General features: G+C 67.6%; 23 protein-coding genes. 16 read left to right on the top strand and 7 right to left on the bottom strand.

Going from position 1 to position 23,249, the window contains the following annotated elements; translation table 11 throughout:
• The first annotated feature begins 299 nt into the window (after positions 1-299).
• On the top strand, positions 300-851 hold the full coding sequence (locus C8C96_RS10230) for a hypothetical protein (protein WP_121942242.1): 552 nt from the start codon (positions 300-302) through the stop codon (positions 849-851).
• Positions 852-895: 44 nt separating this feature from the next.
• Positions 896-1,555 (top strand): DUF4124 domain-containing protein, encoded by a 660-nt coding sequence (locus C8C96_RS10225; protein ID WP_121942241.1) that lies wholly within the window; start codon positions 896-898, stop codon positions 1,553-1,555.
• Positions 1,556-1,605: 50 nt separating this feature from the next.
• Here the strand turns inward: C8C96_RS10225 and C8C96_RS10220 are convergent, their stop codons facing one another.
• On the bottom strand, positions 1,606-2,550 hold the full coding sequence (locus C8C96_RS10220; protein WP_121942240.1) for an SDR family oxidoreductase: 945 nt from the start codon (positions 2,548-2,550) through the stop codon (positions 1,606-1,608).
• A 48-nt stretch (positions 2,551-2,598) separates the two neighbouring features.
• Between C8C96_RS10220 and C8C96_RS10215 the strand changes: the two genes are divergently transcribed.
• From C8C96_RS10215 to C8C96_RS10200, 4 genes are all read left to right on the top strand, one after another.
• On the top strand, positions 2,599-3,663 hold the full coding sequence (locus tag C8C96_RS10215) for a CDP-6-deoxy-delta-3,4-glucoseen reductase (RefSeq protein WP_121942239.1): 1,065 nt from the start codon (positions 2,599-2,601) through the stop codon (positions 3,661-3,663).
• 42 nt (positions 3,664-3,705) lie between these two features.
• On the top strand, positions 3,706-5,937 hold the full coding sequence (locus C8C96_RS10210) for an ATP-binding protein (protein WP_233584211.1): 2,232 nt from the start codon (positions 3,706-3,708) through the stop codon (positions 5,935-5,937).
• A complete protein-coding gene (locus tag C8C96_RS10205; RefSeq protein ID WP_121942238.1) occupies positions 5,906-6,592 on the top strand; it encodes a response regulator transcription factor in 687 nt (228 codons plus the stop codon). The genes C8C96_RS10210 and C8C96_RS10205 overlap by 32 nt, the downstream gene beginning before the upstream one ends.
• Before the next feature lie 72 nt (positions 6,593-6,664).
• Positions 6,665-7,648: a tripartite tricarboxylate transporter substrate binding protein gene (locus C8C96_RS10200; protein WP_056748292.1), complete on the top strand. Its 984-nt coding sequence runs from the start codon at positions 6,665-6,667 to the stop codon at positions 7,646-7,648.
• 277 nt (positions 7,649-7,925) lie between these two features.
• Here C8C96_RS10200 and folK read toward each other — a convergent pair whose 3' ends face one another.
• From folK to hda, 4 genes are all read right to left on the bottom strand, one after another.
• Complete coding sequence (gene folK, locus C8C96_RS10195; RefSeq protein WP_233584210.1) at positions 7,926-8,453, bottom strand: 2-amino-4-hydroxy-6-hydroxymethyldihydropteridine diphosphokinase; 528 nt, start codon at positions 8,451-8,453, stop codon at positions 7,926-7,928.
• Complete coding sequence (gene pcnB / locus C8C96_RS10190; protein WP_121942236.1) at positions 8,450-10,039, bottom strand: polynucleotide adenylyltransferase PcnB; 1,590 nt, start codon at positions 10,037-10,039, stop codon at positions 8,450-8,452. The genes folK and pcnB overlap by 4 nt, the downstream gene beginning before the upstream one ends.
• A gap of 37 nt (positions 10,040-10,076) precedes the next feature.
• Positions 10,077-10,781 (bottom strand): HAD family phosphatase, encoded by a 705-nt coding sequence (locus C8C96_RS10185; protein WP_233584209.1) that lies wholly within the window; start codon positions 10,779-10,781, stop codon positions 10,077-10,079.
• Positions 10,782-10,960: 179 nt separating this feature from the next.
• On the bottom strand, positions 10,961-11,659 hold the full coding sequence (gene hda / locus C8C96_RS10180; RefSeq protein WP_056748298.1) for a DnaA regulatory inactivator Hda: 699 nt from the start codon (positions 11,657-11,659) through the stop codon (positions 10,961-10,963).
• Between the two features lie 268 nt (positions 11,660-11,927).
• Between hda and C8C96_RS10175 the strand changes: the two genes are divergently transcribed.
• From C8C96_RS10175 to C8C96_RS10165, 3 genes are all read left to right on the top strand, one after another.
• Positions 11,928-13,145 (top strand): MFS transporter, encoded by a 1,218-nt coding sequence (locus C8C96_RS10175; protein ID WP_121942234.1) that lies wholly within the window; start codon positions 11,928-11,930, stop codon positions 13,143-13,145.
• Between the two features lie 77 nt (positions 13,146-13,222).
• Positions 13,223-14,272, top strand: a complete 1,050-nt coding sequence (purM, locus tag C8C96_RS10170) for a phosphoribosylformylglycinamidine cyclo-ligase (RefSeq protein ID WP_056066695.1) — start codon at positions 13,223-13,225, stop codon at positions 14,270-14,272.
• A 33-nt stretch (positions 14,273-14,305) separates the two neighbouring features.
• The gene (locus C8C96_RS10165; protein WP_056066692.1) at positions 14,306-15,406 is read left to right on the top strand and encodes an AI-2E family transporter; all 1,101 of its coding nucleotides are present in this window, start codon (positions 14,306-14,308) and stop codon (positions 15,404-15,406) included.
• A gap of 109 nt (positions 15,407-15,515) precedes the next feature.
• Here C8C96_RS10165 and C8C96_RS10160 read toward each other — a convergent pair whose 3' ends face one another.
• Positions 15,516-16,637 (bottom strand): PHB depolymerase family esterase, encoded by a 1,122-nt coding sequence (locus tag C8C96_RS10160; protein ID WP_121942233.1) that lies wholly within the window; start codon positions 16,635-16,637, stop codon positions 15,516-15,518.
• 324 nt (positions 16,638-16,961) lie between these two features.
• Between C8C96_RS10160 and C8C96_RS10155 the strand changes: the two genes are divergently transcribed.
• The 5 genes from C8C96_RS10155 (at position 16,962) to C8C96_RS10135 (ending at position 20,147) form a co-directional block, all read left to right on the top strand.
• Positions 16,962-17,522 carry a cysteine hydrolase family protein gene (locus tag C8C96_RS10155; protein ID WP_121942232.1) on the top strand — a complete coding sequence of 187 codons (561 nt, stop codon included), beginning with the start codon at positions 16,962-16,964 and terminating at the stop codon, positions 17,520-17,522.
• A complete protein-coding gene (locus C8C96_RS10150) occupies positions 17,519-18,136 on the top strand; it encodes a DJ-1/PfpI family protein (RefSeq protein ID WP_121942231.1) in 618 nt (205 codons plus the stop codon). The genes C8C96_RS10155 and C8C96_RS10150 overlap by 4 nt, the downstream gene beginning before the upstream one ends.
• Before the next feature lie 29 nt (positions 18,137-18,165).
• On the top strand, positions 18,166-19,161 hold the full coding sequence (locus C8C96_RS10145; protein WP_056066681.1) for a GlxA family transcriptional regulator: 996 nt from the start codon (positions 18,166-18,168) through the stop codon (positions 19,159-19,161).
• Positions 19,162-19,254: 93 nt separating this feature from the next.
• Positions 19,255-19,761, top strand: coding sequence for a GAF domain-containing protein (locus tag C8C96_RS10140; protein WP_056748308.1), 507 nt, complete (start codon positions 19,255-19,257; stop codon positions 19,759-19,761).
• Positions 19,758-20,147 (top strand): histidine kinase, encoded by a 390-nt coding sequence (locus C8C96_RS10135; RefSeq protein ID WP_056066676.1) that lies wholly within the window; start codon positions 19,758-19,760, stop codon positions 20,145-20,147. Before C8C96_RS10140 ends, C8C96_RS10135 begins: the two co-directional genes overlap by 4 nt.
• 35 nt (positions 20,148-20,182) lie before the next feature.
• Here C8C96_RS10135 and ppk2 read toward each other — a convergent pair whose 3' ends face one another.
• Positions 20,183-21,097 carry a polyphosphate kinase 2 gene (gene ppk2 / locus C8C96_RS10130; RefSeq protein WP_056067080.1) on the bottom strand — a complete coding sequence of 305 codons (915 nt, stop codon included), beginning with the start codon at positions 21,095-21,097 and terminating at the stop codon, positions 20,183-20,185.
• Between the two features lie 149 nt (positions 21,098-21,246).
• Between ppk2 and C8C96_RS10125 the strand changes: the two genes are divergently transcribed.
• On the top strand, positions 21,247-22,287 hold the full coding sequence (locus tag C8C96_RS10125; protein WP_233584208.1) for a transporter: 1,041 nt from the start codon (positions 21,247-21,249) through the stop codon (positions 22,285-22,287).
• 95 nt (positions 22,288-22,382) lie between these two features.
• A complete protein-coding gene (locus C8C96_RS10120) occupies positions 22,383-23,228 on the top strand; it encodes a plasmid replication/partition related protein (protein WP_121942230.1) in 846 nt (281 codons plus the stop codon).
• Positions 23,229-23,249 lie beyond the last annotated feature (21 nt).

The raw sequence follows: 23,249 nt of genomic DNA, 5'->3' as shown, positions 1-23,249 counted from the left end.
CCGTTTGTTTTTTGGGGGTCCGATTTTTTGGTTGAATCAGTTGATTGCGTCCGTAAAACGTACTCTGATAGCTATCATTTTTGACGATATCAAGCAGCAGGCGTGCCCCATATTCACGGGTTGTTACAGCCTCCATCGGCACCTGTGCATGCGCCGAGTCAACCAAAAGCCGTCCCCACGCGCTAAAGTGATTGGCCCCCTGTGCCAGACCCCTGAAATTTGTAACGCTCCACCGGAGCGCTTTTCATGGGCTTTACGGACAAGGCGGAACGCCCCCACCCGGCCGGAGTCTGATCACCATGACCTACACCATCACCCGCATTCTTTCCGCCACGGTCCTGGGGGCCCTGGTGACGGGGTGTGCCACCGTGCCGGGCGACCCTTATTACGACTCTCCGCGCTACCCGGTGTACGAACAGCCAGGCTACATCTACAGTGCCCCGCCGCCGGTGTACCAGGCGCCGCCTGTGTACCGTGCGCCTGGCGTGATCTATTCGGCCCCGCCGCCACCGCCCTCCATCTACTACGGCGGACGTGACCGCGACGACAACCGGTGGGACAACGACCGTAACCGCAATGACTGGCGCGAAAGAGAGCGTGACCGTGACCGCGCTGAGCGCGACCGGGCAGCCCGCGAACGCGAACGCCGCGACCAGCAGGCCCGTGAACTGGATCGCCGAGCCCGAGAACAGGACCAGGCCCGCCGGGAGCAGGCCGAACGGGATCGCCGCGCTGCCGAAGACCGCCGCAACCGCGAAAACCGCCCCGGCCGCCTGGCACCCGACAGCTACACCCCGAGCCCGTACGACTGGCGCTCGCGCCAGCAGTCCAACAGCCCGGACAAGCCGTGATGGCCTGGCGCTGACCCCGCTACCCCCACAACTCTCCAGCCACCATGAAGCCACGTACCCACTCCCTCATCGCCGGCCTGTGCGTGGTCTTTCTGGGCGCACTACCTCCATTGGGTGCCCAGGCGCAGGTGGTGCGCTGCACCGACGCTGCCACGGGCAAGGTCACCTACACCGACGGCAAATGCGCCAGCGGCACCACCGTGCGTGAGGTGGAGGCCCGCAAAACTCCGCAGGAGATCCAGCAGGAGCGCGAAGAAGCCGCCGAGGCGCTGGCGCGCAAACAGCAGCGCTTGCAGGCCGAGGCGACCGCCGCCGAGACCGAATCACGGCGCAATACACAACGCGACCAGACCGCTCCTGCCAAAACCACAGACTACGCACGCTCCCCGGAGTGCGCCCGTTCACGGCGCAACCTGGATGTGGTGTTGAGCAGCGTCACCGGCGGCGGCTACGAACAAAACCTGCGGGTGGAGGCGGCGCAGCGGCAGGTCGACCTGGACTGCCTGGGCCCTCAGGGCTATGCGGAGGTGGAGAAGTCACGCCCACGGTCAAACAGCACCACGACGCCCGTAGTCGTCGTGCCCCCACCGCATTACCCGGTGCGGCCTACGCCGGTGCAACCGCCGGCGCCCACCCCCAAAAAATTCACACAGTGCAACGTGTTCCGCTGCTACGACGCCCAGGGCAATAGCTACCCCCGCTGATCGGGCGCCCATGTGGGCAAGGTGAGGAGAGCGCGGATTTCTCCAGCCTCTCAGGCTCGCAACCCCTCGGCCACACTGGGGTACCGCAACCGCAGACCCAGCTCGCGCAGCATGCGCTGGTTGTCCAGCCGGCGCGATTCGCTCATGAAACTCAGCAGCATCAGCGACAGCTGCTCTTGCGCTGTACTACGAGGCACGCGCGGTGGGCGAGGCAGGCCATACAGATCAGCCGCCAGATCAAAGTAGTCGCCCATCTTCATGTGGGTGGAGTCGCTCACGTTGTAGGCGCGCTGCGGGCGCCCCTTCCACACAGCCGCCATGCAGGTGCGCGCCAGGTCTTCGGCATGGATGTGGTTGGTGAACACATCGTCCTCGGCCACCAGCACAGGCGTGCCCCGGCGCAAGCGGGCCTCAGGCGTACCGCCCTCGCGGTCGGGGGCGTAAATGCCCGGAATGCGCAACACGGTGGCCCGCACGCCGGCACGGCCCAAGTGGCGCACGGCGCGCTCGGCATTCACACGGCGCTGGGCGCGCGGGGTGCCGGGGGCCACGGCCCGAGTCTCTGGCACCAGGGCCCCCTGGCAGTCGCCATACACACCGCTGGTGGACGCGTAGGCCAACGACATTGGCAAGGTGCGCAGCCGCAGCGCGCGGGTCAGCGCCACGGTACGGGGGTCACGCCACCAGGCATCGCCCCCTGCGCCCTCCCCCGGCGGGGGCGCCAGATGCAGCACCCGCGTCGCCAGGCCGGACAGCCTGCGCAAGGTGCCTGCATCGTCCAGATTGCCCACCAGAGGCCGGGCCCCTTGTGCCCGCAGCTCCGCCACCCGCCCAGCGCTGGAGGTCAGTGCCAGCACCTGCATGCGCCCGGCCCCGGGGCCCGTCTGCAGATGGCGCAGCACCCGTTGACCTACATCACCACAGCCCACGATGAGCAGGCGTTCGCGACGAAAGCGCGCTGGCAGCGCGCCGAGGGGGTTCTGGTTTGAGGGCAAAATCGGGTCCGTTTGCTTAGCTAGAGACGACTCCAAGGATACCCACACATGACCAGCGCCGAGGCTGCCACCACCGCAGCGTTTCAGATCACCGTGCAGCCCAGTGGCCGCGCTTTCAGTGCCAATGCGGGCGAAGCCATCCTGGCCGCCGCCATCCGCAGTGGCGTGGGCCTGCCCTACGGCTGCAAGGACGGCGCCTGTGGCTCGTGCAAGTGCAAAAAACTCAGCGGCACCGTGCAGCACGGCGCCCACCAATCCAAGGCCCTCACGGCCGACGAAGAGGCCGCAGGCCTGGTGTTGACCTGCTGCGCACAGCCACTGTCCGACGTGGTACTCGAATCGCGCCAGGTCACCGACGAAAGCGCCTACCCCGTCAAGAAGATGCCAGTGCGCGTGGCCTCGCTCGAAAAGAAATCAGACGATGTGATGCAGGTGCGCCTGCAGCTACCTGCCGCAGACACCTTCCGATACCACGCGGGCCAGTACATTGAGTTCATCCTGCGCGACGGCGCCCGACGCGCTTACTCGATGGCCAACGCGCCGCACACCCAGGCAGAGGCACCGGGTGTGGAGCTGCACATTCGACGCATGGCCGGCGGCAAGTTCACCGACCATGTGTTTGGGGCGATGAAGGAGAAGGAAATCCTGCGTGTCGAAGGTCCGTTTGGCAGTTTTTTCCTGCGCGAAGACTCCGACAAGCCCATCGTGCTGCTGGCATCCGGCACCGGCTTTGCCCCCATCAAGGCGCTGATCGAGCACCTGCAGTTCAAGGGCATCAGCCGCCCCACCGTGTTGTACTGGGGCGGCCGTCGCCCTGGCGATCTGTACCTGGCCGACTGGGTGCAGGCCCGCGTGGCCGAATTGCCGTGGTTGCGCTACGTTCCGGTCATTTCCAACGCGCTGCCCGAGGACGGCTGGACCGGCCGCACAGGCTTTGTGCATCAGGCGGTGCTGGACGACTTTGCGGATCTCTCAGGTCACCAGGTCTATGCCTGCGGCGCGCCCATCGTGGTCGAGTCCGCCCGTGACGCCTACAGCGCCCAGCGCGGCCTGCCGCCGGAAGAGTTTTTTGCCGACGCATTCACGTCGGAAGCCGACAAACACGGCGGCTGACACGCCCCCGCAAGGCCGATAAAGACACCTGGACCACGACCCATGGTGCGTGCAGCGCCCGCCCCGCCAGCCCCGCAGGGCGCGCCCCGCCGCTGGCATCAAGTCCGGCGCGGAGGCTTCATTGCCACGCTGCTGTGCCTGGCGGCCCTGCTGGTGTGGGGCGCGGGCGAATGGGCAGAACAGAGCGAACGCGACGCCCAGTGGGACAACCTGCGCCGCCTGGGCGAGGTGCAAGCCCTGGCGCTGCGTGGCGTGGCCACGCGCTACAACTACCTGCCCTTCACCACCGCGCAGCACCCGCTGGTGCGCCAGTTATTGCAGCAACCTTCATCGCAGGCCGTACGCGACGCAGCCAACGCGTACCTGCAGGCGGTGAACCAGCATGCGGGCTCCGACATGCTGTACGTGATGGACCCGCAGGGCCTCACCCTCGCATCCAGCAACTGGGACACCCCCAACAGCTTTGTGCACCAGAACTACGGCAACAGGCCGTACTTTCGCGATGCCCTGGCGGGCCAGACGGGCCGCTTTTATGGCGTGGGCAAGACCACGGGCGAACCCGGCCTGTTTGTCTCAGCCCCCGTGGTCGATGCGGGCCGCGTGATCGGCGTGGTGGCGGTCAAGGTGCGCATGGAACCCATCTCGGACCCATGGGCCCAGCTGCGCGATCCAGTGTTCGTGACGGACGAACGGGGCATCGTCTTTCTCGGCTCCGTGCCCAGCTGGCTCTACCGCACCAGCCAGCCCTTGCCCACCCCACTCGTGCAGCAGCTGCAGCACAACGAACAGTACGGCACAGGATGGACCCCGCGCGCCGTGCCCTGGACCCTGCGCCCACAAGACGACCCGCCCGGTGCCGAACTGCGCCTGGACGGCACGGGCGGCAAAAGCTACCTGGCGTTCGAAGAGAAGCTGCCCGACCTGGGCTGGACCCTCACCGTCACTGCCGACAGCCGCGTGGTGGCCCTGGCGCGGCAACAGGCCTGGGCACTGGCCACGCTGGCGTCGGGCCTGCTGGTGCTGGGTGCGCTGTACTGGCAGTTGCGCGAGCGGCGCCTCGCCGAAAACCGGTTGGCCCGCATCGAACTGGAGCAGCGCGTGCAGGAGCGTACCCACGCGCTGCAGCAGGCACAGGCGTTCCGCCAGTCCATGGAGGACTCGCTGCTGGTGGGCATGCGCGCCCGCGACCTCGAAGGGCGCATCGTCTATGTCAACGCGGCCATGTGCGATATGGTGGGCTACCGGGCCGACGAACTCATCGGCCAGCTGCCGCCCTACCCGTACTGGCACCCTGACGAGCTGGACCGCCACTGGAACGACAGCGACACGGTGCTGGCCGGCAACGCGTTTCCGCAGGGGCGGGAGAACCGGCTGAGGCACCGTGACGGGTCGGACGTGTACACGATGTTCTACACCACACGCCTGATCGACGGCAGCGGCCAGCACATCGGCTGGATGAGCTCGGTGGTCAACATCACCGCGCAGAAGCGGGCCGAAGAGCAGCAGCAGCAGCGCGAGACCCAGCTGCAGCGGGTGCAGCGCGTGATCACCGTCGGCGAGATGGCATCCACCCTGGCCCACGAGCTGAACCAGCCGCTGGCCGCCCTGGTCAACTATGCGGCTGCCGCACGGGCGCTGGCCGCCCAGGGCAAGATCGGCCCCCTCCGCGACAGCCTGGAGGCCCTGTCGACCCAGGCGCTGCGGGCCGCCGACATCGTGGGTCGTATCCGCCGCTGGGTGCGCCAGCACCCTGAAAGCCGCGAGCCTTGCGATCTGTCTGCCATCGTGGAGCAGTCGCTGGAGCTGCTCTTGCGCGCCGAGGCTCGCCGCCAGGGGATCCCTGTGCGTGTGGAACAAGCCGGAGCCCCTTTGTCGGTGAACGCAGACCGTGTGCTGCTGGAGCAGGTGGTGATCAACCTGGGCCTGAACGCCCTGCAGGCCATGCAGACCCACCAGCCCCCGCCCGGCGGGCACGAATTGCGGCTGCGCATAGCCGCAGAAGATGGCCAAGCGCTGGTGCAAGTGCTGGACCGGGGCCCAGGCCTGCCGCCCGGCATCGCCGAGCGCCTGTTCGAGCCTTTCTTCACCACACGTTCCGACGGTCTCGGCCTGGGTCTCAACATCTGCCGCTCCATCATTGAAAGCATGGGGGGCCAATTACAGGCCCGCAATCGCGAGGGCGGCGGCGCGGTCTTCGAGATCCGCCTGCCCTGCCCCCCGCCACCGAGAATGCCACCGCGCCATGACCTACGACACTGCCCCCATCGCCGCTGACTCGCCGGACCCCACCGTGGTCTACATCGTGGACGACGACGAAGGCGTGCGCCAATCGCTGGCCGCACTGCTGCTCGCACGCGGGTACACGGTGCGTGCCTTCGACGGCGGCGAGGCCTTTCTGGCGCAGGCTGCACTGGACCACCCCGGCTGCGTGCTGCTGGACCTGCGCATGGAAGGCTTGAGCGGGCTGCAGGTGTTCCACGAACTCGGCCAGCGCCACAGCGCGCTCAAGACCGTGTTCCTATCGGCGCACGGTGAGCTGTCCTCCGCCGTGGCAGCCGTCAAACAAGGGGCGGTGGACTGGCTCGAAAAACCGTGCAACGAAGCCACCTTGCTGGCCGCTGTCGAAAAGGCCTCCACGCTGTCGCAAACGCAGGCACGGCAGACACAACGGCAGCACCAGCTGCGCGAGCGCTGGAACGCCCTGAGCCCACGCCAGCAAGAGGTGGCCCAGCTGCTGGGCACGGGCCTCAGCAGCAAGGAAGTGGCCCGTGCACTGGCGCAGCGTGACCCGGAGCGCCCCATCGACCCGCGCACCGTGGACACACACCGGTCCGCCATCTTCCTGAAGCTGGACATCCGCTCGTCGCACGAACTGGGCATGCTGGTGGAAGACCTGGGCGTGGCGCTCAGCGCGCCTCGCACGGCATGAACGTCCCCGCCTGACCATCACCCCCTCAGGGCTTCATAAGCTTTCTTACGATTTTTTTGCACAATGGCGCCCATGAACCGCAGAAACCTCATCCTCCTCGCCACCGCCGCTGCTACCGCAACGGCTTTTTCGTCCCCCGCCGTCTGGGCTCAGGATGCCGGCCAGCCCATCCGCCTGATCGTGCCGTATGCCCCAGGCGGCCCCATCGACGTCACGGCCCGCGCACTGGCCGAGCGCGTGCGCGAATCGCTGGGCACGGTCATCATCGACAACAAGGGCGGCGCGGGCGGCAACATTGGCGCCGACGCGATTGCCAAGGCTGCACCCGATGGCCTGACCATCGGCATCGCGGCCACCGCCACCCACGCAGTCAACCCCTGGCTGTATGCCCGCATGCCCTATGACGCAGGCAAGGACTTTGCCGGCATCACGCAGATGGTGCGCGTGCCCAATGTGCTGGTCATGAACGCCGCCAAGGCCGAGCAGCTCAAGATCCATACCGTGACCGACCTCATCGCCTACGCCAAGGCCAACCCCGCCAAGCTCAACTACGGTAGTGGCGGCAACGGCAGCGCGGGCCACCTGGCGGGCGAGATGTTCAAGCAGCGCGCCGGCATCTACGCGCTGCACATCCCCTACCGGGGCGCCAACCCGGCCCAGCTGGCACTGCTGGCGGGCGAGGTGGACTTCAACATCGACAATCTGGCCGCCGCAGCGCCCAACATCCGCGCGGGCAAGCTCAAGGCGCTGGCCGTGACCTCGCTCGACGCCTCGGCCTCGCTGCCCGGCGTGCCACCGCTGTCCGCGACTTTCAAGGGTTTTTCTATCGACACCTGGTGGGGCCTGGTGGCGCCGGCCGCTACGCCCAAGCCCATCATCGACAAGCTGAACAAGGCTTTTGTGGCGGCACTGAACGCGCCCGAAACGAAGACCCGCTTTGCCGCATTGCTGGCGGAGCCCGTGGCCACCACGCCGCAGCAGTTCGACAGCTTCATGGCCAGCGAGCGTGCCAAGTACCAGCAGGTGGTGAAGGCGTCCGGGGCAAAAGTCGATTGACTCTCTGAGACGCAATCCGCTCGGTGCTGCCGCCTGAGGCGGCACCTCTTCGATGCCGTCCACGCCTGCGCGGGCAGGCTTGCGGCTGCGGCTTCCCAGCCCCCGAGAGAGACGCCACCCGAGGCCCGGCGGAGCCGGTTCCACGGCGGCACTGGCGTTGGACCGCGTCCGTTTCATCTGTCGCCCGCAAAGCCAATGCAGATGGGAGTATTTTTAAGCCTTTTCAGGCCCTGGCGCTTATCTATAAAGCGCAAAAAGCTCCCAATTTAGGAGCAAATTATTCACCCACCAAAGTGCCCACCCAAGCCGGGCCTTCCAGCTGGTGGATGTCCTGAGTCGCTACGGCCTGCAACGCCGACGCATCCACCCGCCCAAGCACCAGATCGGCCAGGGGGCGCAGCACGAACGCGCGCTCGGCCATGCGGGGGTGGGGCACGGTGAGTGTGGGGGTGTCGATCACCTGGTCACCAAACCACAGAATGTCGAGGTCCAGCGTGCGCGGCGCGTTGCGGTAGGGGCGCTCGCGGCCAGCAGATAGCTCGATGGCTTGCAGGGCACCCAGCAGGGCATCAGGTGCCAGAGTCGTTGTCAGCTCGGCCACGGCGTTGAGGTAGTCCGGGCCACCGGCATCGACCGGTGCGCTGCCATAGAGCGGCGACACGCGCAGGACCCGCGTGCCGGGCAATTGACCCATGGCCGCCAAAGCATTGCGCAAGGCGGCTTGCCGCTCTCCCAGATTGGCCCCCAGGCCCACATAGACCCGAGAGGGCCGCTCAGCCTGCTCCCCCACGTCCGGCCAACTCACTCGCCAGCCGCAGCAGGTGCTGCACCTTCGCCGCCACCACCACCGGGCTTGCGGCGACGACGGCGGCGCTTCTTGGGCGCGCCGCTTTCGGCGGCCCATTCGGTCTCGCCGCCCGCATGGTCAGTGTCTTGGACGGTGCCAGGGGCACGTGGTGCCGCAGCAGGTGCACTGCGAGGCACACGCTTGACCACAGGCTGCGCTTTCTGGCGGGCCTTCTGCTCTTCCTTGGCCTGGTCCATCAGGTCGTCGCGGCGCTCATCGTCCGCCGCCTGGAAGTCCTGCCACCACTCGGCCAGGGCTTCCTCGACTTCGCCCACATCGGCGCGCAGGCGCATGAAGTCGAACCCGGCGCGAAAGCGCGGCTGCATGACCATGCCGAACGGCGTGTTGCCCACGCGCTTTTCAAAACGCGGCTGCATCACCCAGATCTCACGCATGTCGGCGGCCAGCTTGCCGCGGCCCGACACGTCGCCAATGCGTTTGTCGAACACCTCGTCGATGGCCTCTTGCAGCGCGGGCAGCGGGTGTTGGCGCTGGTTCAGGCGCTCCTGCCAGACATTGCGCACGTCTTCCCACAGCACGCAGGCCAACAAGAAGCTGGGGGCCACGGGCTTGCCTTCGTTCACGCGGCGGTCGGTGTCCACCAGGGCCGCCTTCACAAACGGCGTGTCGGCGCGCTCCACGGCCACGTCCAGCAGCGGGTAGATGCCCTTGGACATGCCCAGCTTGCGCAGCTGCTCGATGGTGGCGATGGCGTGCCCGGTCTGCAGCAGCTTGAGCATTTCGTCAAACATGCGGCTTTGGGGCACCTCGGCCAGCAGGGCCTGCGACTGCACCAGCGGCGCGGCCGACTTGGCATCGATGCTGAAGCCCAGCGGGCTGAGCTTGGCCGCAAAACGCACGGCGCGGATGATGCGCACCGGGTCTTCGCGGTAGCGCGTGGCGGGGTCGCCAATCATGCGCAGCGTCTTCTTCTTCGCGTCCTGCAAACCCTTGTGGTAGTCGACCACGATCTGGCTGACCGGGTCGTAGTACATGGCGTTCACGGTGAAGTCGCGGCGCGTCGCGTCTTCGTCCTGCGGGCCCCAGACGTTGTCGCGCAGCACGCGGCCGCTGGCGTCCACGGCATGCTGCATGCCCGACAGCTGCGCCTTGCTGGTCTTTTCGTTGCCAGCCACCTGACCCGCTGCGGCATTGTCGAGGTAGGCGCGGAAGGTGGAGACCTCGATCACCTCGTGCTCGCGGCCCCGGCCGTGCACCACATGCACGATGCGAAAGCGCTTGCCGATGATGAAGGCGCGGCGAAACAGGCCCTTGACCTGCTCGGGCGTGGCGTTGGTGGCCACGTCGAAGTCCTTGGGGCGCAGGCCCAGCAGCAGGTCGCGCACAGCGCCACCCACGATGTAGGCCTCGAAGCCAGCGTCCTTGAGCGTCTGCACCACCTCGGCGGCGCGGCGGTCCACCAGCTCGGGGTTGATGCCGTGCACGCTGGCGGGCACCTCTTCGCGCTTGCCAAAATGGGGCTTGCCGCCGGAGGTCCCGGGCGTCGATTTGCCCAGCAGTTTGTCGATGAACTTCTTGATCATGGGTAGGGAGATATCAGGGGACTGCGAGCGCAGGGGGTCAGGAGGCCGTCTGGCTGGCAGGCTCGGCAAACAGGTCCAGTATGCGCCAGCCGCGCTCCTGGGCCAGGGCGCGCAGGCGCGGGTCGGGGTTGGTGGCGACCGGGTGGTTCACCTTCTCCAGCAGGGGCACGTCGTTCATGGAGTCGCTGTAGAAGGTGCTCTCCACGTCGGCCCAGCTGAGCTGCCGCTCGGCCAGCCATTGTTCCATGCGGCGCACCTTGCCTTCGCGCATGGTCGGGATACCGTCAATCTCGCCGGTGTACCAGCCACTGGCGTCGCGCACCAGCTGCACGGCCAGCAGTTGCGGCACCCCCAGCGCCTGGGCGATGGGGGTGGTCACGAACTCGTTGGTGGCAGTGACGATCACCACCTCGTCGCCCGCTGCCTGGTGCTGGCGGATCAGGTCGAGCGCCTGGGGCTGGATGGCGGGGGTGATGACCTCGCGCATGAACTGCTGGTGCGCCGCCGCTGCGGCATCGGGCCCGCGCAGGCGCACGGCCTCGGTCGCAAAACGCACGTAGTCGTGCACATCGAGCGTTCCCGCCTGGTAGTGGGCATAGAACTCGTCGTTGCGGCGCGCGAACTCCACCGGGTCGTTCCAGCCGATGCGGATGGTGAACTCGCCCCACTCGTAGTCAGAGTCGAGTGGCAGCAGCGTGTGGTCCAGGTCAAACAGCGCCAAGCGAAGGCGGCTTCTTTGCATTTCAATCATTCAATAAGTTACGCTAAGCGAGCGGTTGCAAAAACTGTCGCTGCCCAAACCCAGCGGCCGCCGCGCAAGGGCCGCCCCGCCGCGCTGGCGGCGTCCTCCTTCCCGCGGTGCTCAGCACAGCGAGAGAAGGGGGAAGCGGCGCAGCCGCTCAGGGGGTTGTCCCTCATTTTTTATTCCGACTCGAGCATTGTCTTGAGCAGCGGAATCGTGATGGCACGCTGGGTGCGCAAGGCAAAGGCGTCGAGCTGGTCCAGCAGCTGCATCAGGCTGCCCAGGTCGCGCGAAAAGCGGTTGAGCATGTAGTCCATGACTTCGTCGCCCAGGAACACGCCGCGCGCATCGGCCTCCTGGCGCAGCACGGCGCGGCGCTCGGCCTCGCCCAGCAGTTGCAGCTGGAACACATGGCCCCAGCCCAGACGGCTGCGCAGGTCGTCGCGCAGCGGCAGGTCGGCGGGGGGCAGATCGCCAGCCGCCAGCACCCAACGCTGGCTACCGCTGGCGGGGCTGATGGCATTGACGAACCAGTTGAAGGCCGTGGCCTGCTGGGCGGTGCTGTACAGGTGCACGTCGTCCATGACCACGGCGGCCCAGCGTTCATCAAAATCCGGCGGCTCGCCCACCGAGGGGTCGAGCCAGCCCACGCTGGAGCCCTGCTCGCGCAGGGCCTGGCGCACGGCCTGGAGCAAATGGGTCTTGCCGCTGCCCGGCTCGCCCCAGAGGTAGGTGGGCACCGGGGAGCGGGTGGCTTCGCTGCTGCCCGCCCCGGCGGCCAGGCGCAGGTGCTGCAGCGCGGCCTCGTTGGGCCCGGCAAAAAAACGGTCGAGGGTGGGCCCGGTGGCCAGGCCGATGTCCAGCGCCAGTTGCTTCATCGTCATGCGCGGCGCCCGCACAGTGCAGGCTGAACCGTGGCGGAAGGTGCGGAAGCGGCGGTCAGGAAGAGGGTCAGCAGCGGCATCACAAGTGGGTGGGAAGGCACCGGGCCGTCGATGACTGCGGCCAGGCGCGGCGACAAAGTGGCATACGGCGCGTGGTCACCGACCGGCTCCCTCGCAGGGGCTGGGCGACAATGGCCGCGATTTTAGTCTGCTGCCAGCCCCCTGGGCCGCCGCCCGGCACCACCGTACCCTGCCTTGCACCATGACACCTCCCACCTCCCCTGCAAAGCGCCTGCCCGCCAGCATATGGGCGCTGGGCTTCGTCAGCCTGCTGATGGACGTGTCGTCCGAGATGATCCACAGCCTGCTGCCGGTGTTCCTGGTCACCACGCTGGGCGTGAGCATGCTCGCGGTGGGCCTGATCGAGGGCGCGGCCGAGGCCACGGCGCTGGTACTCAAGGTGTTTTCGGGGGTGTTGAGCGACTGGTGGGGGCGGCGCAAGCCACTGGCGGTGCTGGGCTATGGGCTCGGTGCACTGTCCAAACCCCTGTTTGCCATCGCGCCCACCGTGGGCCTGGTGGTCACGGCGCGCCTGCTCGACCGGGTGGGCAAGGGCATACGCGGCGCGCCGCGCGACGCGCTGGTGGCCGACCTTGCGCCGCCCGGCATGCGGGGCGCGGCATTCGGGCTGCGGCAGTCCCTGGACACCGTGGGCGCCTTTTTGGGCCCACTGCTGGCCATGGGGCTGATGCTGCTGTGGGCCAATGACTTCCGCGCCGTGTTCTGGGTGGCCGTGATTCCGGCCGCCCTGTGCGTGGCACTGCTCCTGGTGGGCGTGCGCGAGCCCGAGCGCGCCGCCAGCGCCGTGCGCACCAACCCAATCCGCCGCGAGAACCTGCGTCGCCTGGGCGGCGCCTACTGGTGGGTGGTGGCGCTGGGCGCCGTGTTCACGCTGGCGCGCTTCAGCGAGGCGTTTCTGGTGCTGCGCGTGCAACAGGGAGGCCTGCCGCTGGCCTGGACGCCCTTGGTGCTGGTGCTGATGAACGTGGTGTTTGCACTGGGCGCCTACCCGCTGGGCAAACTGGCAGACAGCACCCGCCACACTACGCTGCTGGCCTGGGGGCTGGTGGCGCTGATCGCTGCCGATGCGCTGCTGGCCTTCAGCGACCGGGGCGCCGCCGCCTGGCTGGGGATTGCGCTGTGGGGCCTGCACATGGCCATGACGCAGGGGCTGCTGGCCACCATGGTGGCCGACACCGCACCGGCCGACCTGCGGGGCACGGCGTTTGGCATGTTCAACCTGGTCAGCGGCGTGGCACTGCTGGTGGCCAGCGGGCTGGCAGGCCTGCTGTGGGACCGGCTGGGCGCCAGCGCCACGTTTGGTGCCGGAATCCTGTTTGCCACGCTGGCTCTGGCCGGTGTACTGGTGCAATCTGCCCGGCATGGCTCTACCCCAAAGCCCCCTTCCCCACAGGGCTGAGAAAGTGCGTCGGGGCGTGCCCCTTAAAATCCCCGGATTCCAGCCCGCCCGGCGGGCCTACCAGCACCACACCACCCATGAGCTCTTCTGCCCCCTCCACCCCCATCTCCTACAAAGACGCCGGCGTTGACATCGACGCGGGCGACGCCCTGGTCGAGCGCATCAAGCCGCTGGCCAAGAAGACCATGCGCGAAGGCGTGCTGGCGGGCATCGGCGGCTTTGGCGCGCTGTTTGAAGTGCCCAAGCGCTACAAGGAGCCCGTGCTGGTCTCTGGCACGGATGGCGTGGGCACCAAGCTCAAGCTGGCGTTTGAATGGAACATGCACGACACCGTGGGCATCGACCTGGTGGCCATGAGCGTGAACGACGTGCTGGTGCAGGGCGCCGAGCCCCTGTTCTTCCTGGACTACTTTGCCTGCGGCAAGCTCGACGTGGACACGGCTGCGGCCGTGGTCGGCGGCATCGCCAAGGGCTGCGAACTCTCCGGTTGTGCGCTGATCGGCGGCGAAACTGCCGAAATGCCCGGCATGTACCCGGCAGGCGAATATGACTTGGCCGGCTTTGCCGTGGGCGCGGTCGAAAAATCCAAGATCCTGACCGGCAAGGACGTGGCCCCTGGCGACGTGGTGCTGGGCCTGGCCAGCCACGGCGTGCACTCCAATGGCTTCTCGCTGGTGCGCAAGTGCATTGACCGCGCTGAAAGCCAGGGCACCGTGCCCGCCACGCTGGACGGCAAGCCCTTCAAGCAGGCCATCATGGAACCCACCCGCCTGTACGTGAAGAACGTGCTGGCCGCGCTGGCCGCTCACCCCATCAAGGCCCTGGCCCACATCACCGGCGGTGGTTTGCTGGAGAACATCCCCCGCGTGCTGCCCGACGGCACCGCCGCGCACCTGAAGAAGGGCAGCTGGCCCCAGACCGAGCTGTTCGCCTGGCTGCAGAAGACGGCGGGCATCGACGACATCGAGATGAACCGCACCTTCAACAACGGCATCGGCATGGTGGTGGTGGTGGATGCGGCCAACGCCGAAGCCACGGCCGCCACGCTGCGAGCTGCCGGTGAACAGGTCTACGCGATTGGCACGATCGCAGCGCGTGGCGAAGGCGCCGCCGTGGTGGTGGCCTGATACCCGGCCAGCAACACCGCCCCCTCACCGCGCATGGCGCAGCGCCCCGCTCCACCCCCCTCAGCGCAACCTGAGCCCACGCCCACCACCCTGCCCCCGCGCGCCCTGAACCAGGGCATTGTGGTGGCCAGCTATCTGCTGGTGGCCGCTGCGCTGCTGCTGGTGATGTGGCGTGGCCTGCTGCCCGGCCTGCTGTGTGTGTGCCTGGGCTTTTTGCTCACCCGGGCGCTCACGGGCTGGTTTGCAGCGGGGCTGGGCCGGATCCAGCGCCAAGCCGCCCCATCCCCCACCAGCCTGCGCGTGGCCCAGGTCACGGCCGCTGGTCTGGTGATGCTGCTGCCCCTGGCGCTGCTGGCGCTGGGCCTGACCCATTCGCGTGGCTACCTGGTCAGCGCACCGCAGCAGTACCAGGAACTGCTCACCTACATGGCCCGCACGGTGCTGGAGCTGCGCCTGAAGCTGCCCGCCGACATGGCCTCCCACCTGCCCGAGGGCGTGGCCGACATCCAGCGCATCATTGCCAGCTATCTGGGCGCCAAGGCCGGTGCGCTGGCCATGGCGGGGCGGGCCTGGCTCGCCGGTGTGCTGTTTGCCTATGTGGGCCTGCTCATCGGCGCGCTCGCCGCCGTGCGCCCGCCGGTGCTGGCGCGTGGCCCGCTGGCCCAGCAGCTCAAGCTGCGCATCACGCTGTTTGGCGAGGCGTTCCGCCAGATCGTGGCGGCGCAGTTCTGGATCGCGGCGTTCAACACCCTGCTCACCGCCCTGTTCCTGCTGTTCGTGCTGCCGGTGTGGGGGCTGCAGCTGCCTTACACGCCGGTGCTGATCACCTTCACCTTCGTGGCCGGGCTGGTGCCCATTGTGGGCAACCTGGTGTGCAACGTGGTGATCACCATCGTGGGGCTTTCGGTGTCGCCGCTGGCGGCCGCCGCCTGTCTGGGGTTTTTGATCCTGATCCACAAGGCCGAATATGTGATCAACGCCAAGGTGGTGGGCCGCCGCACCCAGATGGGCGTGTGGGAGCTTCTGAGCGTGATGTTCGTGGCCGAGGCCGTGTTTGGCCCTGCGGGGCTGGTGGCGGCGCCGCTGTTCTACGCCTACCTCAAGAAGGAACTGGTGGCCGCTCGGCTGGTGTGACCGCAGCCGGGCAGTGGCCTGCGGGCTCCTCCGGAGCCACCCGCACGGATAGTCACTTTTTGATAGCAGCAAGCACAATCAGCACTAGCGCTTGCGGCCATTTTCTCGATTATTTTGCGAATTGACGGGCCACAAAGGCCCAGATGAGCGCCGACGCATCGGGCCCGGCCGGGTCGCTGTAGGGCAACTGCGCGGCGCCGCCGCTCCAGGCATGGGCCAGCCCGACCACCTCGCGCAGCGCCACCACGGTGCGGCCCCGGGCCTTGAATTCGGTCACTCGCATGGGGTATCGCCGGCCCCTCTGCAAGGTGCGGATGGCACCCGCCCGCGCCCCCAACGCACCGGCCCACAACAAGGCGGTCGCCGCCGCGTTGCGCACCGACACCACACCATCGGCATCGCCATGCACGATCAGCAGCGGTGGCAAAGCCGCAGCGGCGCTGACGGGCAGCACGGTAGCGTCTGCCTGTGTGACCGCAGCGGCAACCGCAGGAGGGTCCGGCAGATGGGCCTCGCGGCGGCCATGCATGGCCGCCAGAGCAGTGGCGGCGGATTCGGCCGTGCCAGGCGCCACACCGGAATGCATGGCCACCGCGCAGAACCGGTGGGGGTAAAGCGCCGCCATCAGCACCGCCATGCTGGCGCCTGCCGACAACCCGGCCACCGCCACCCGCGCCAGGTCCACCGGCAGGCGGCGCGCCACCTTGTCCACGGCGGCCAGCAGCGTGGCGGCTTCGGCCTCGGCCCGGCCATTGCGGCGTTCAAACCAGTTCCAGCAGCCGTGGGCGTTGGCCATGCGCTCCTGCTCGGGGTACAGCACCACAAACCGATAGCGCGCCGCCAGCCGGTTCATGCGCGACACGGCGGCAATGTCCCGCCCCGTCTGGCCGCAGCCGTGCAGCATGACCAGCAGCGGCAGCTTTTCGCCCGGGCGCAGGGCCAGCCCGGCAGGCACATAGGCATGAAACCGCCGCGCCCCCGCCGGGCCCGGGGCCACGCCAGACATCCACTCGCCCCGCGACGGCACCAGCTTGCCAGCGGGGCGCGGTGTGCGGGCCGTGGAGGGCATCTTGGCAACCGCCGCCTTGCGCGGCGCTGTCCGCAGTTTGGACGCTGCCTTGGCCCGCACCGGCCGGGTGCTGGCCCGCGCAGCCCGCGCGAAGGCCTTGAGATTGCGCTGGTAGGCCCGCGTCAGGGATGACAGCGAGAACAGGCGGGAGCGGCGGGGCATAGGCGGGCAGGTGGTCTGGCGGTCGATGTTCAAAAATCAGGGAAAACCCTAGCCACCTTAACAGCTTCCCGCATGGCTCGGATAGCGCTATGTCTTTGATAGCTTGAAAGGCAATATGTACCGGCGCATAACGCTGATATGGCTCCAAAACCCGCTTCACAGGGCCAGCGCAGCACATGAAATGGCCTGGGGCGTCAGCCAGGCCCGTCATTCGCCACAGAATGATGGCTGAAATTGATCGAATCCTGTCTCCGTCAGTGCGGACCGTCGGCCGCTGTGCAGCGAACATAAGCACATCCAAACCACTGCCTCTGTGAGCACGCCATGAAAACCTGTCTGATAGTGATTGATGTCCAGGAATCGTTCCGCCACCGCCCCTTTTTCACCGAGCGCGACCTGCCTGCCTACCTGCAAGCGCAGAACACGCTGATCGACGGGTGTGTCGCCCAGGGTATCCCGGTGGTGCGCGTGTTCCACAGCGACGGCCCCGAAGTCGCCGAGAACCCGTTTTCGCAGGCCTCGGGCCAGGTGCGGCCGCTGAAAGGCTTGGCCAACTTCGAAGCAGCAGCCACCTTCACCAAGTCGCGCCACAGCGCGCTGGTGGGCACGGGCCTCGATGTGTGGCTGACACGCCATGGCATCCAGCGCCTGATCGTGAGCGGCATCCGCACCGAACAATGCTGCGAAACCACCACCCGCCACGCGTCCGACCTGGGCTGGGACGTGGACTACGTGACCGATGCCACGCTGACCTGGGACATGCTGCAGCCCGACGGCCAGGTGCTGGCGGCGGCCGACATCAAGACCCGCACCGCCACCGTGCTGCAAGGCCGCTTTGCGACCCTGTGCACCGTGCAACAGGCGCTGGACCGGGCGGCCGCATGAGCAGCACCCAGCCATTGCAGGTCGCCATCCTGGTGTTCGACGACGTGGAGGCCCTGGACCTGGGCGGGCCCTATGAGGTCTTCACCACCGCCAGCCGCATGCACCAGCGGCAACACCCTGGCGCGCCGGCACCGTTTGTGGTGCAGTGCGTGGCCCGCAGCCTGGACCCGGTGCGCGCCCGGGCGGGTTTGCGCGTGTTGCCCGATGCGGACTTTGCCAGCGCCACCGCGCCCGATGTGCTGATCGTGCCCGGCGGCGTGGTCGATGCCGCTGCGGCCTGCCCTGCCACCCGCGCCTGGGTCGCCCAGGCGGCAGGCCGTGCGCAGATCACGGCCTCGGTGTGCACAGGGGCCTTCATCCTGGCCACAGCCGGTGTGCTGACCGAAGGCCCGGCCACCACCCACTGGGAGGACACCGCCGACCTGCGCACGCAGTACCCCGCGCTCGACGTGCGGGAGAATGTGCGATGGGTGGACCGGGGCGCGCTGGTGACTTCGGCCGGCATCAGCGCCGGCATCGACATGAGCCTGCACCTGGTCACCCGGCTGCTGGGCGCGGCGCTGTCCGAGCGCACGGCCCGCCAGATGGACACGCCCTGGAACCCCCAGCCCTGACACGCTTTTAGCCTAACCCAAAGCCATCGATGCAGAACCCGGCCTCGTCCCCCATCCACGTCTATTTCGCCCTGCTGCCGGGCAGCCTGGTGCTGGACTGGGCGGGCCCGGCCGAAGCGCTGCGCATCGCCAATCAGACGCTGGCCAAGCAAGGCCAGCCCGAGCGGTTTGTGCAGCACTTTGTGAGCCCCACGCCCGAGTCTGTCTCGTCGGTAGGTGCCGTGCTGACCCAGCTGGAGCCGCTGCCTGCCAACTTGCCCAGCCCCGCCTGGGTGGTGCTGGTGGGCCTGGCCGGGCAACACATCGCGGTGGACGGCGACGAGGCCCGCGCGCTGCTGCACTGGCTGCGCGGGCTGCGGCCCGTGGCGGGGCAGCTGGAGCTGATCACCGTGTGCGCGGGCTCGGTGCTGGCCGCCCATGCCGGCCTGCTCACGGGGCGCCGCGCCACCACCCACCACCAGCATCTGGACGAGCTGGCCGCCGTGGACCCGCGCTGCGACGTGGTGGCCAACCGCGTGTTTGTGGCCGACGGCGCCGTGTACAGCAGCGCGGGCGTGACCACGGGCATCGACCTGCTGCTGCACCGCATCTCCGACACCTGCGGCCCCGCGCTGGCCGCGCAGGTGGCACAGGCCATGGTGGTGGCCCTGCGCCGGGGGCCCAACGACCCGGAGTTCTCGCCCTTTCTGCACCACCGCAACCACCTGCACCCGGCCCTGCACCGCGTGCAGGACGCCGTAGGCCAACAGCCCCAGGCCGACTGGAGCGTGCCGCAAATGGCCGAGGTGGCACACACCTCGCCAAGGCACCTCACACGGCTGTTTCTGGAGCATGCGGGCATCGCCCCGCTGCAATACCTGCGCCGCATCCGCCTGGCCACGGCCGAGGCCGCGCTGCGGTCCGGCCAGAACGTGACGCAGGCGGCGCTGATGGCGGGGTTCAGCTCCGACACGCAGCTGCGCCGGGCCTGGCACCAGTTCGGGCGTGGCGGCACCCCGTCGCAAGGCAGTGCGCGCAGCCACTGAGGGAGGTGGCCCAGGCCATGCCATACCGTGCAAACCACCCGGCACCGGCTGATAATCAGGCCCTTTGCCGCACCACCCGCCTGGGTTGCCTCCATGCAAGAACCACCCCGCCCTGCCAACGAGCCCGACCGCCTGCAGGCGCTGCGCCAGCTGCTGATTCTGGACACGCCGCCCGAAGAGCGGTTTGACCGCCTGACGGCCTTTGCCGCGCAGGAGTTCGATGTGCCCACGGCGCTGCTCTCGCTGATCGATGACGACCGCCAGTGGTTCAAGTCGCGGGTGGGTATGGACCAGTGCGAGACCTCGCGAGGCATCTCGTTCTGCGGCCACGCCATCCTGCAAGACGACATCATGGTCGTGCCCGATGTGAACCAGGACGAGCGCTTCATCGGCAACCCGCTGGTCACAGGGGAGCCCTACATCCAGTTTTATGCGGGCGCGCCGCTCAAGCTGCCCAATGGGCACAACGTGGGCACCCTGTGCCTGCTGGACAGCAAACCCCGCACACTGGACGCCATCGACCTGGCCATCCTCGGTTCCCTGCGCGACCTGGCAGTGGAAGAACTGGTGCGCCGCGAGCAGGGAGCCTCCGCCCCATGAGCGATCACAGCCCCCAGGACATCCTGCTGATCGAACCCAGCTCGCTGACGGGCAGCATCATCGTCTCCACGGCCCGCCAGCTGAACCTGCCCGCCGTGCGGCAGGTGAACAGCGTGCGCATGGCCCAGCAGCGGCTGACGCACCAGGACTTTGCGGGTGTGATCGTCTCGATCGATGAGCACCAGCAGGAGGCCGTCGCCCTGCTGGAGCAAGTGCGCAACGACACGCTGGCCGTCAGTGCCAGCGTGCCGGTGGCGGTGACCACCACGCAGGTCGATGCCTCCACCGCCGTGAAAATGAAGGCCCTGCAGGTGCGACGGGTGCTGATCAAGCCCTTCAAGGTGCGGGATGTGATCGCCACCATTGCACTGCTGAAGGACGCGTAGCCTCCCTCGGCCCCGCAGGGGGCGCGTCAGATGTCTTAGTAGATCTCCGGCACGTACATGCTGGCAGGCACGGGCTGGCGCAAATACTCGGGGTTGCGCACGCGGTCGGGCAGCACCACGGGCGGGTGTGGCACCTCCTGGTAGGGCAGCTGAGACAGCAGGTGCGCAATGCAGTTCAGGCGCGCCTTTTTCTTGTCCACCGCCTGCACAACCCACCAGGGGGCTTCAGGGATGTGGGTGCGCTCCAGCATCGTTTCCTTGGCCTTGGTATAGGCCTCCCAGCGCACGCGGCTTTCCAGGTCCATGGGGCTGAGCTTCCACTGCTTGAGCGGGTCGTGAATACGGCCCAGAAAGCGCAGGTGCTGCTCTTCATCGGTGATGGAGAACCAGTATTTGACCAGCGTGATGCCCGAACGCACCAGCATCTTTTCAAACTCGGGCACGGTGCGGAAGAACTCTTCGTATTCGTCGTCGGTGCAAAAGCCCATCACCCGCTCGACGCCCGCGCGGTTGTACCAGCTGCGGTCAAACAGCACCATCTCGCCCGCCGCAGGCAGGTGCGCTACATAGCGCTGAAAGTACCACTGCGTGCGCTCTCGGTCGTTGGGTGCGGGCAGTGCCGCCACCCGGGCCACACGGGGATTCAGGCGCTGCGTGATGCGCTTGATGACGCCCCCCTTGCCCGCCGCATCGCGCCCCTCGAACAGGATCACCACCTTCTGGCGGCTGTGCTGCACCCAGTCCTGCAGCTTGACCAGCTCTCCCTGCAGGCGGAACAGGTCCTTGAAGTATTGCTGGCGCGCCAGCTTGTCGCCAGGGCTGGGGGCGCCGATGTCATCGACCTCGCGGTCTTCGATCTCCAGTTCCAGCTCTTCGTCGTAGCTGTCGATGAGGTCGTTGGCGATGCGTTGCATCAGCTCCTGCGTGTCAAGGGCGTTGTTGTAGAACATGGGCAAGCATCCGGCGGTAGTGCAAATCAGATGCGCGATGGTGGACCGCTGCAGTGACAGCGCCATGACACTGGTGTGATCTGTCACAACGCTGTCATACCCAGAGGCCAGCATGCGAGGCCGTGCCGCCCGCAGACCACCCCGCCGCTTTGTCAAATCCCATCGCCCCCAACGCCAGCCTGAACTACGGCGGAGATGCCGCCGGGCTGATCTGCGGCTACCTGCTGGGTACCGACACCCCGCCGCAGGAGGTGGATTCGGTCCAGGCCGCGCAATGGCTGGCCGGCCTGCAGGCAGGCGCCGCGCCGTCAGGGCAGTTTCTGTGGCTGCACTTCAACCTGAGCCACGCGCAGGCGGTGCGCTGGATGGAGCGGCACGCCCATCTGCCGGAAGCCTTTTTTGATGCGCTGAAGGACCGCTCGGTATCGACCCGCATCGAGCGCGACGACGACACGCTGATTGCCGTGCTCAACGACGCACACTTTGATTTTGCGTTCGAGCCTTCGGACATTGCGACCCTGTGGACCAGCGTGGCGCCGCACCTGATGGTGACTGGCCGCACGCGCCCGCTGCGGTCGGTGGACGTGTTGCGCACTGCCGTGCGCACCGGCAATGCCCCCTGCTCCAGTGTGGCGCTGCTGGCCGAGCTGATGCGCACCCAGGCCTCGGGCCTGGTGGACATCGTGCGGGGCGTGACACAACGCATCGACGATGTAGAAGACGCACTGCTGGCCGGGCGCCTGGACCACAAGCGCGCGCGGCTGGGTGTGCTGCGACGCTTGCTGGTGCGACTGCAGCGGCTGCTGGCGCCCGAGCCGGCGGCACTGTTTCGCCTGCTGCAGCACCCGCCCGCGTGGATGGGCGCCGACGATGCACAGGAGCTGCGCGATTCGACCGAGGAGTTTTCGGTGGTGCTGCGCGACATGCAGGGCCTGCAGGAGCGCATCAAGCTGCTGCAGGAAGAAATCGCCGCCAGCGTGCAGGAGGCCAACAGCCGCAGCCTGTTTGTGCTGACGGTGGTGACCGTGCTGGCCTTGCCCATCAACATTCTGGCCGGCCTGTTTGGGATGAACGTGGGCGGGGTGCCGCTGGCCGACAACGGCCACGGCTTCTGGATCATCGTGGCCGTGGTGGCGGCTTTCACGGCGGTTGCGGGCTGGCTGGCCCTGCGAGGCACGCGCGATCAGTAGGTGGGACCGTGCGGCAGGTGTGATCGCCCGACAGGCCCGGTGGCAAGCCCCACTACAATGCCGCCCCTTGCCCAGCTCCCCGGACCCCTGCCACCATGAACATCGTCGTCAACGAAGAACTCAAAGCCTACATCGAACCCCTGACCCCCGACGAACACGACGCGCTGGAACGCAGCATCCTCACCGAAGGCTGCCGCGACGCACTGGTGCTGTGGGGCGATGTGCTGGTGGACGGGCACAACCGCTACGGCATCTGCCAAAAACATGGCCTGCCGTTCCAGACCGTGCAGAACCCGCGCTTTCAGTCGATGGAAGACGTGCACCTGTGGATGATCGACCAGCACCTGGGCCGCCGCAGCGTGTCGGATTTCCAGCGCGGCGTGCTCGCCCTGCGCAAGCGCGAGATCATGGCCGAGCGCAAGGCCCGCGCAGCCACCTCCACAGAGACCGCCGAAGCCACCCCCACGGCTGACGTGCCCGAAGCCGTGGCCACCCTGCCCGCCCCCGACCCTTTGAGCAGCCGCGAGGCCATTGCCAAGGCTGCGCGGCTGAGCAGCAGCCAGGTGGTGATGATCGAAAAGATCCAGAAACAGGCGGCCCCCGAGCTGGTGGCCGCTGTGAAGTCCGGCACCATCTCCATCAACGCCGCAGCCGCTGTGGCCACCCTGCCCGCCGAGGAACAGGTGGCAGCGGCCGTGGCCGGCAAGGACGAACTCAAGCAGGCGGCCAAACGCGTGCGCGAACTCAACAAGCGCAAGCCGCGCGAGGAGTCTCCGTCAGAAAGTAGCCCGGCAGACACCCCCACGGACTCCGTTCCAGCCAGCGACGAGTTGCACACACTGCGCATCCGTGTGGCGGAACTGACGGCGGAGAACACCGAGCTGCGCCGCCAGGTAGCGCAATTGCAGGCAGCGCTGCCTGCAGACAGCACGCCGTTCTAGAACTATTTTTGAGTCAGGCGC

Source organism: Acidovorax sp. 100 (genome assembly GCF_003688355.1).
GTDB lineage: Bacteria > Pseudomonadota > Gammaproteobacteria > Burkholderiales > Burkholderiaceae_C > Acidovorax > Acidovorax delafieldii.
Note: the sequence above shows the minus strand (reverse complement) of the source record. Positions and strands in the feature narration are given on the sequence as shown.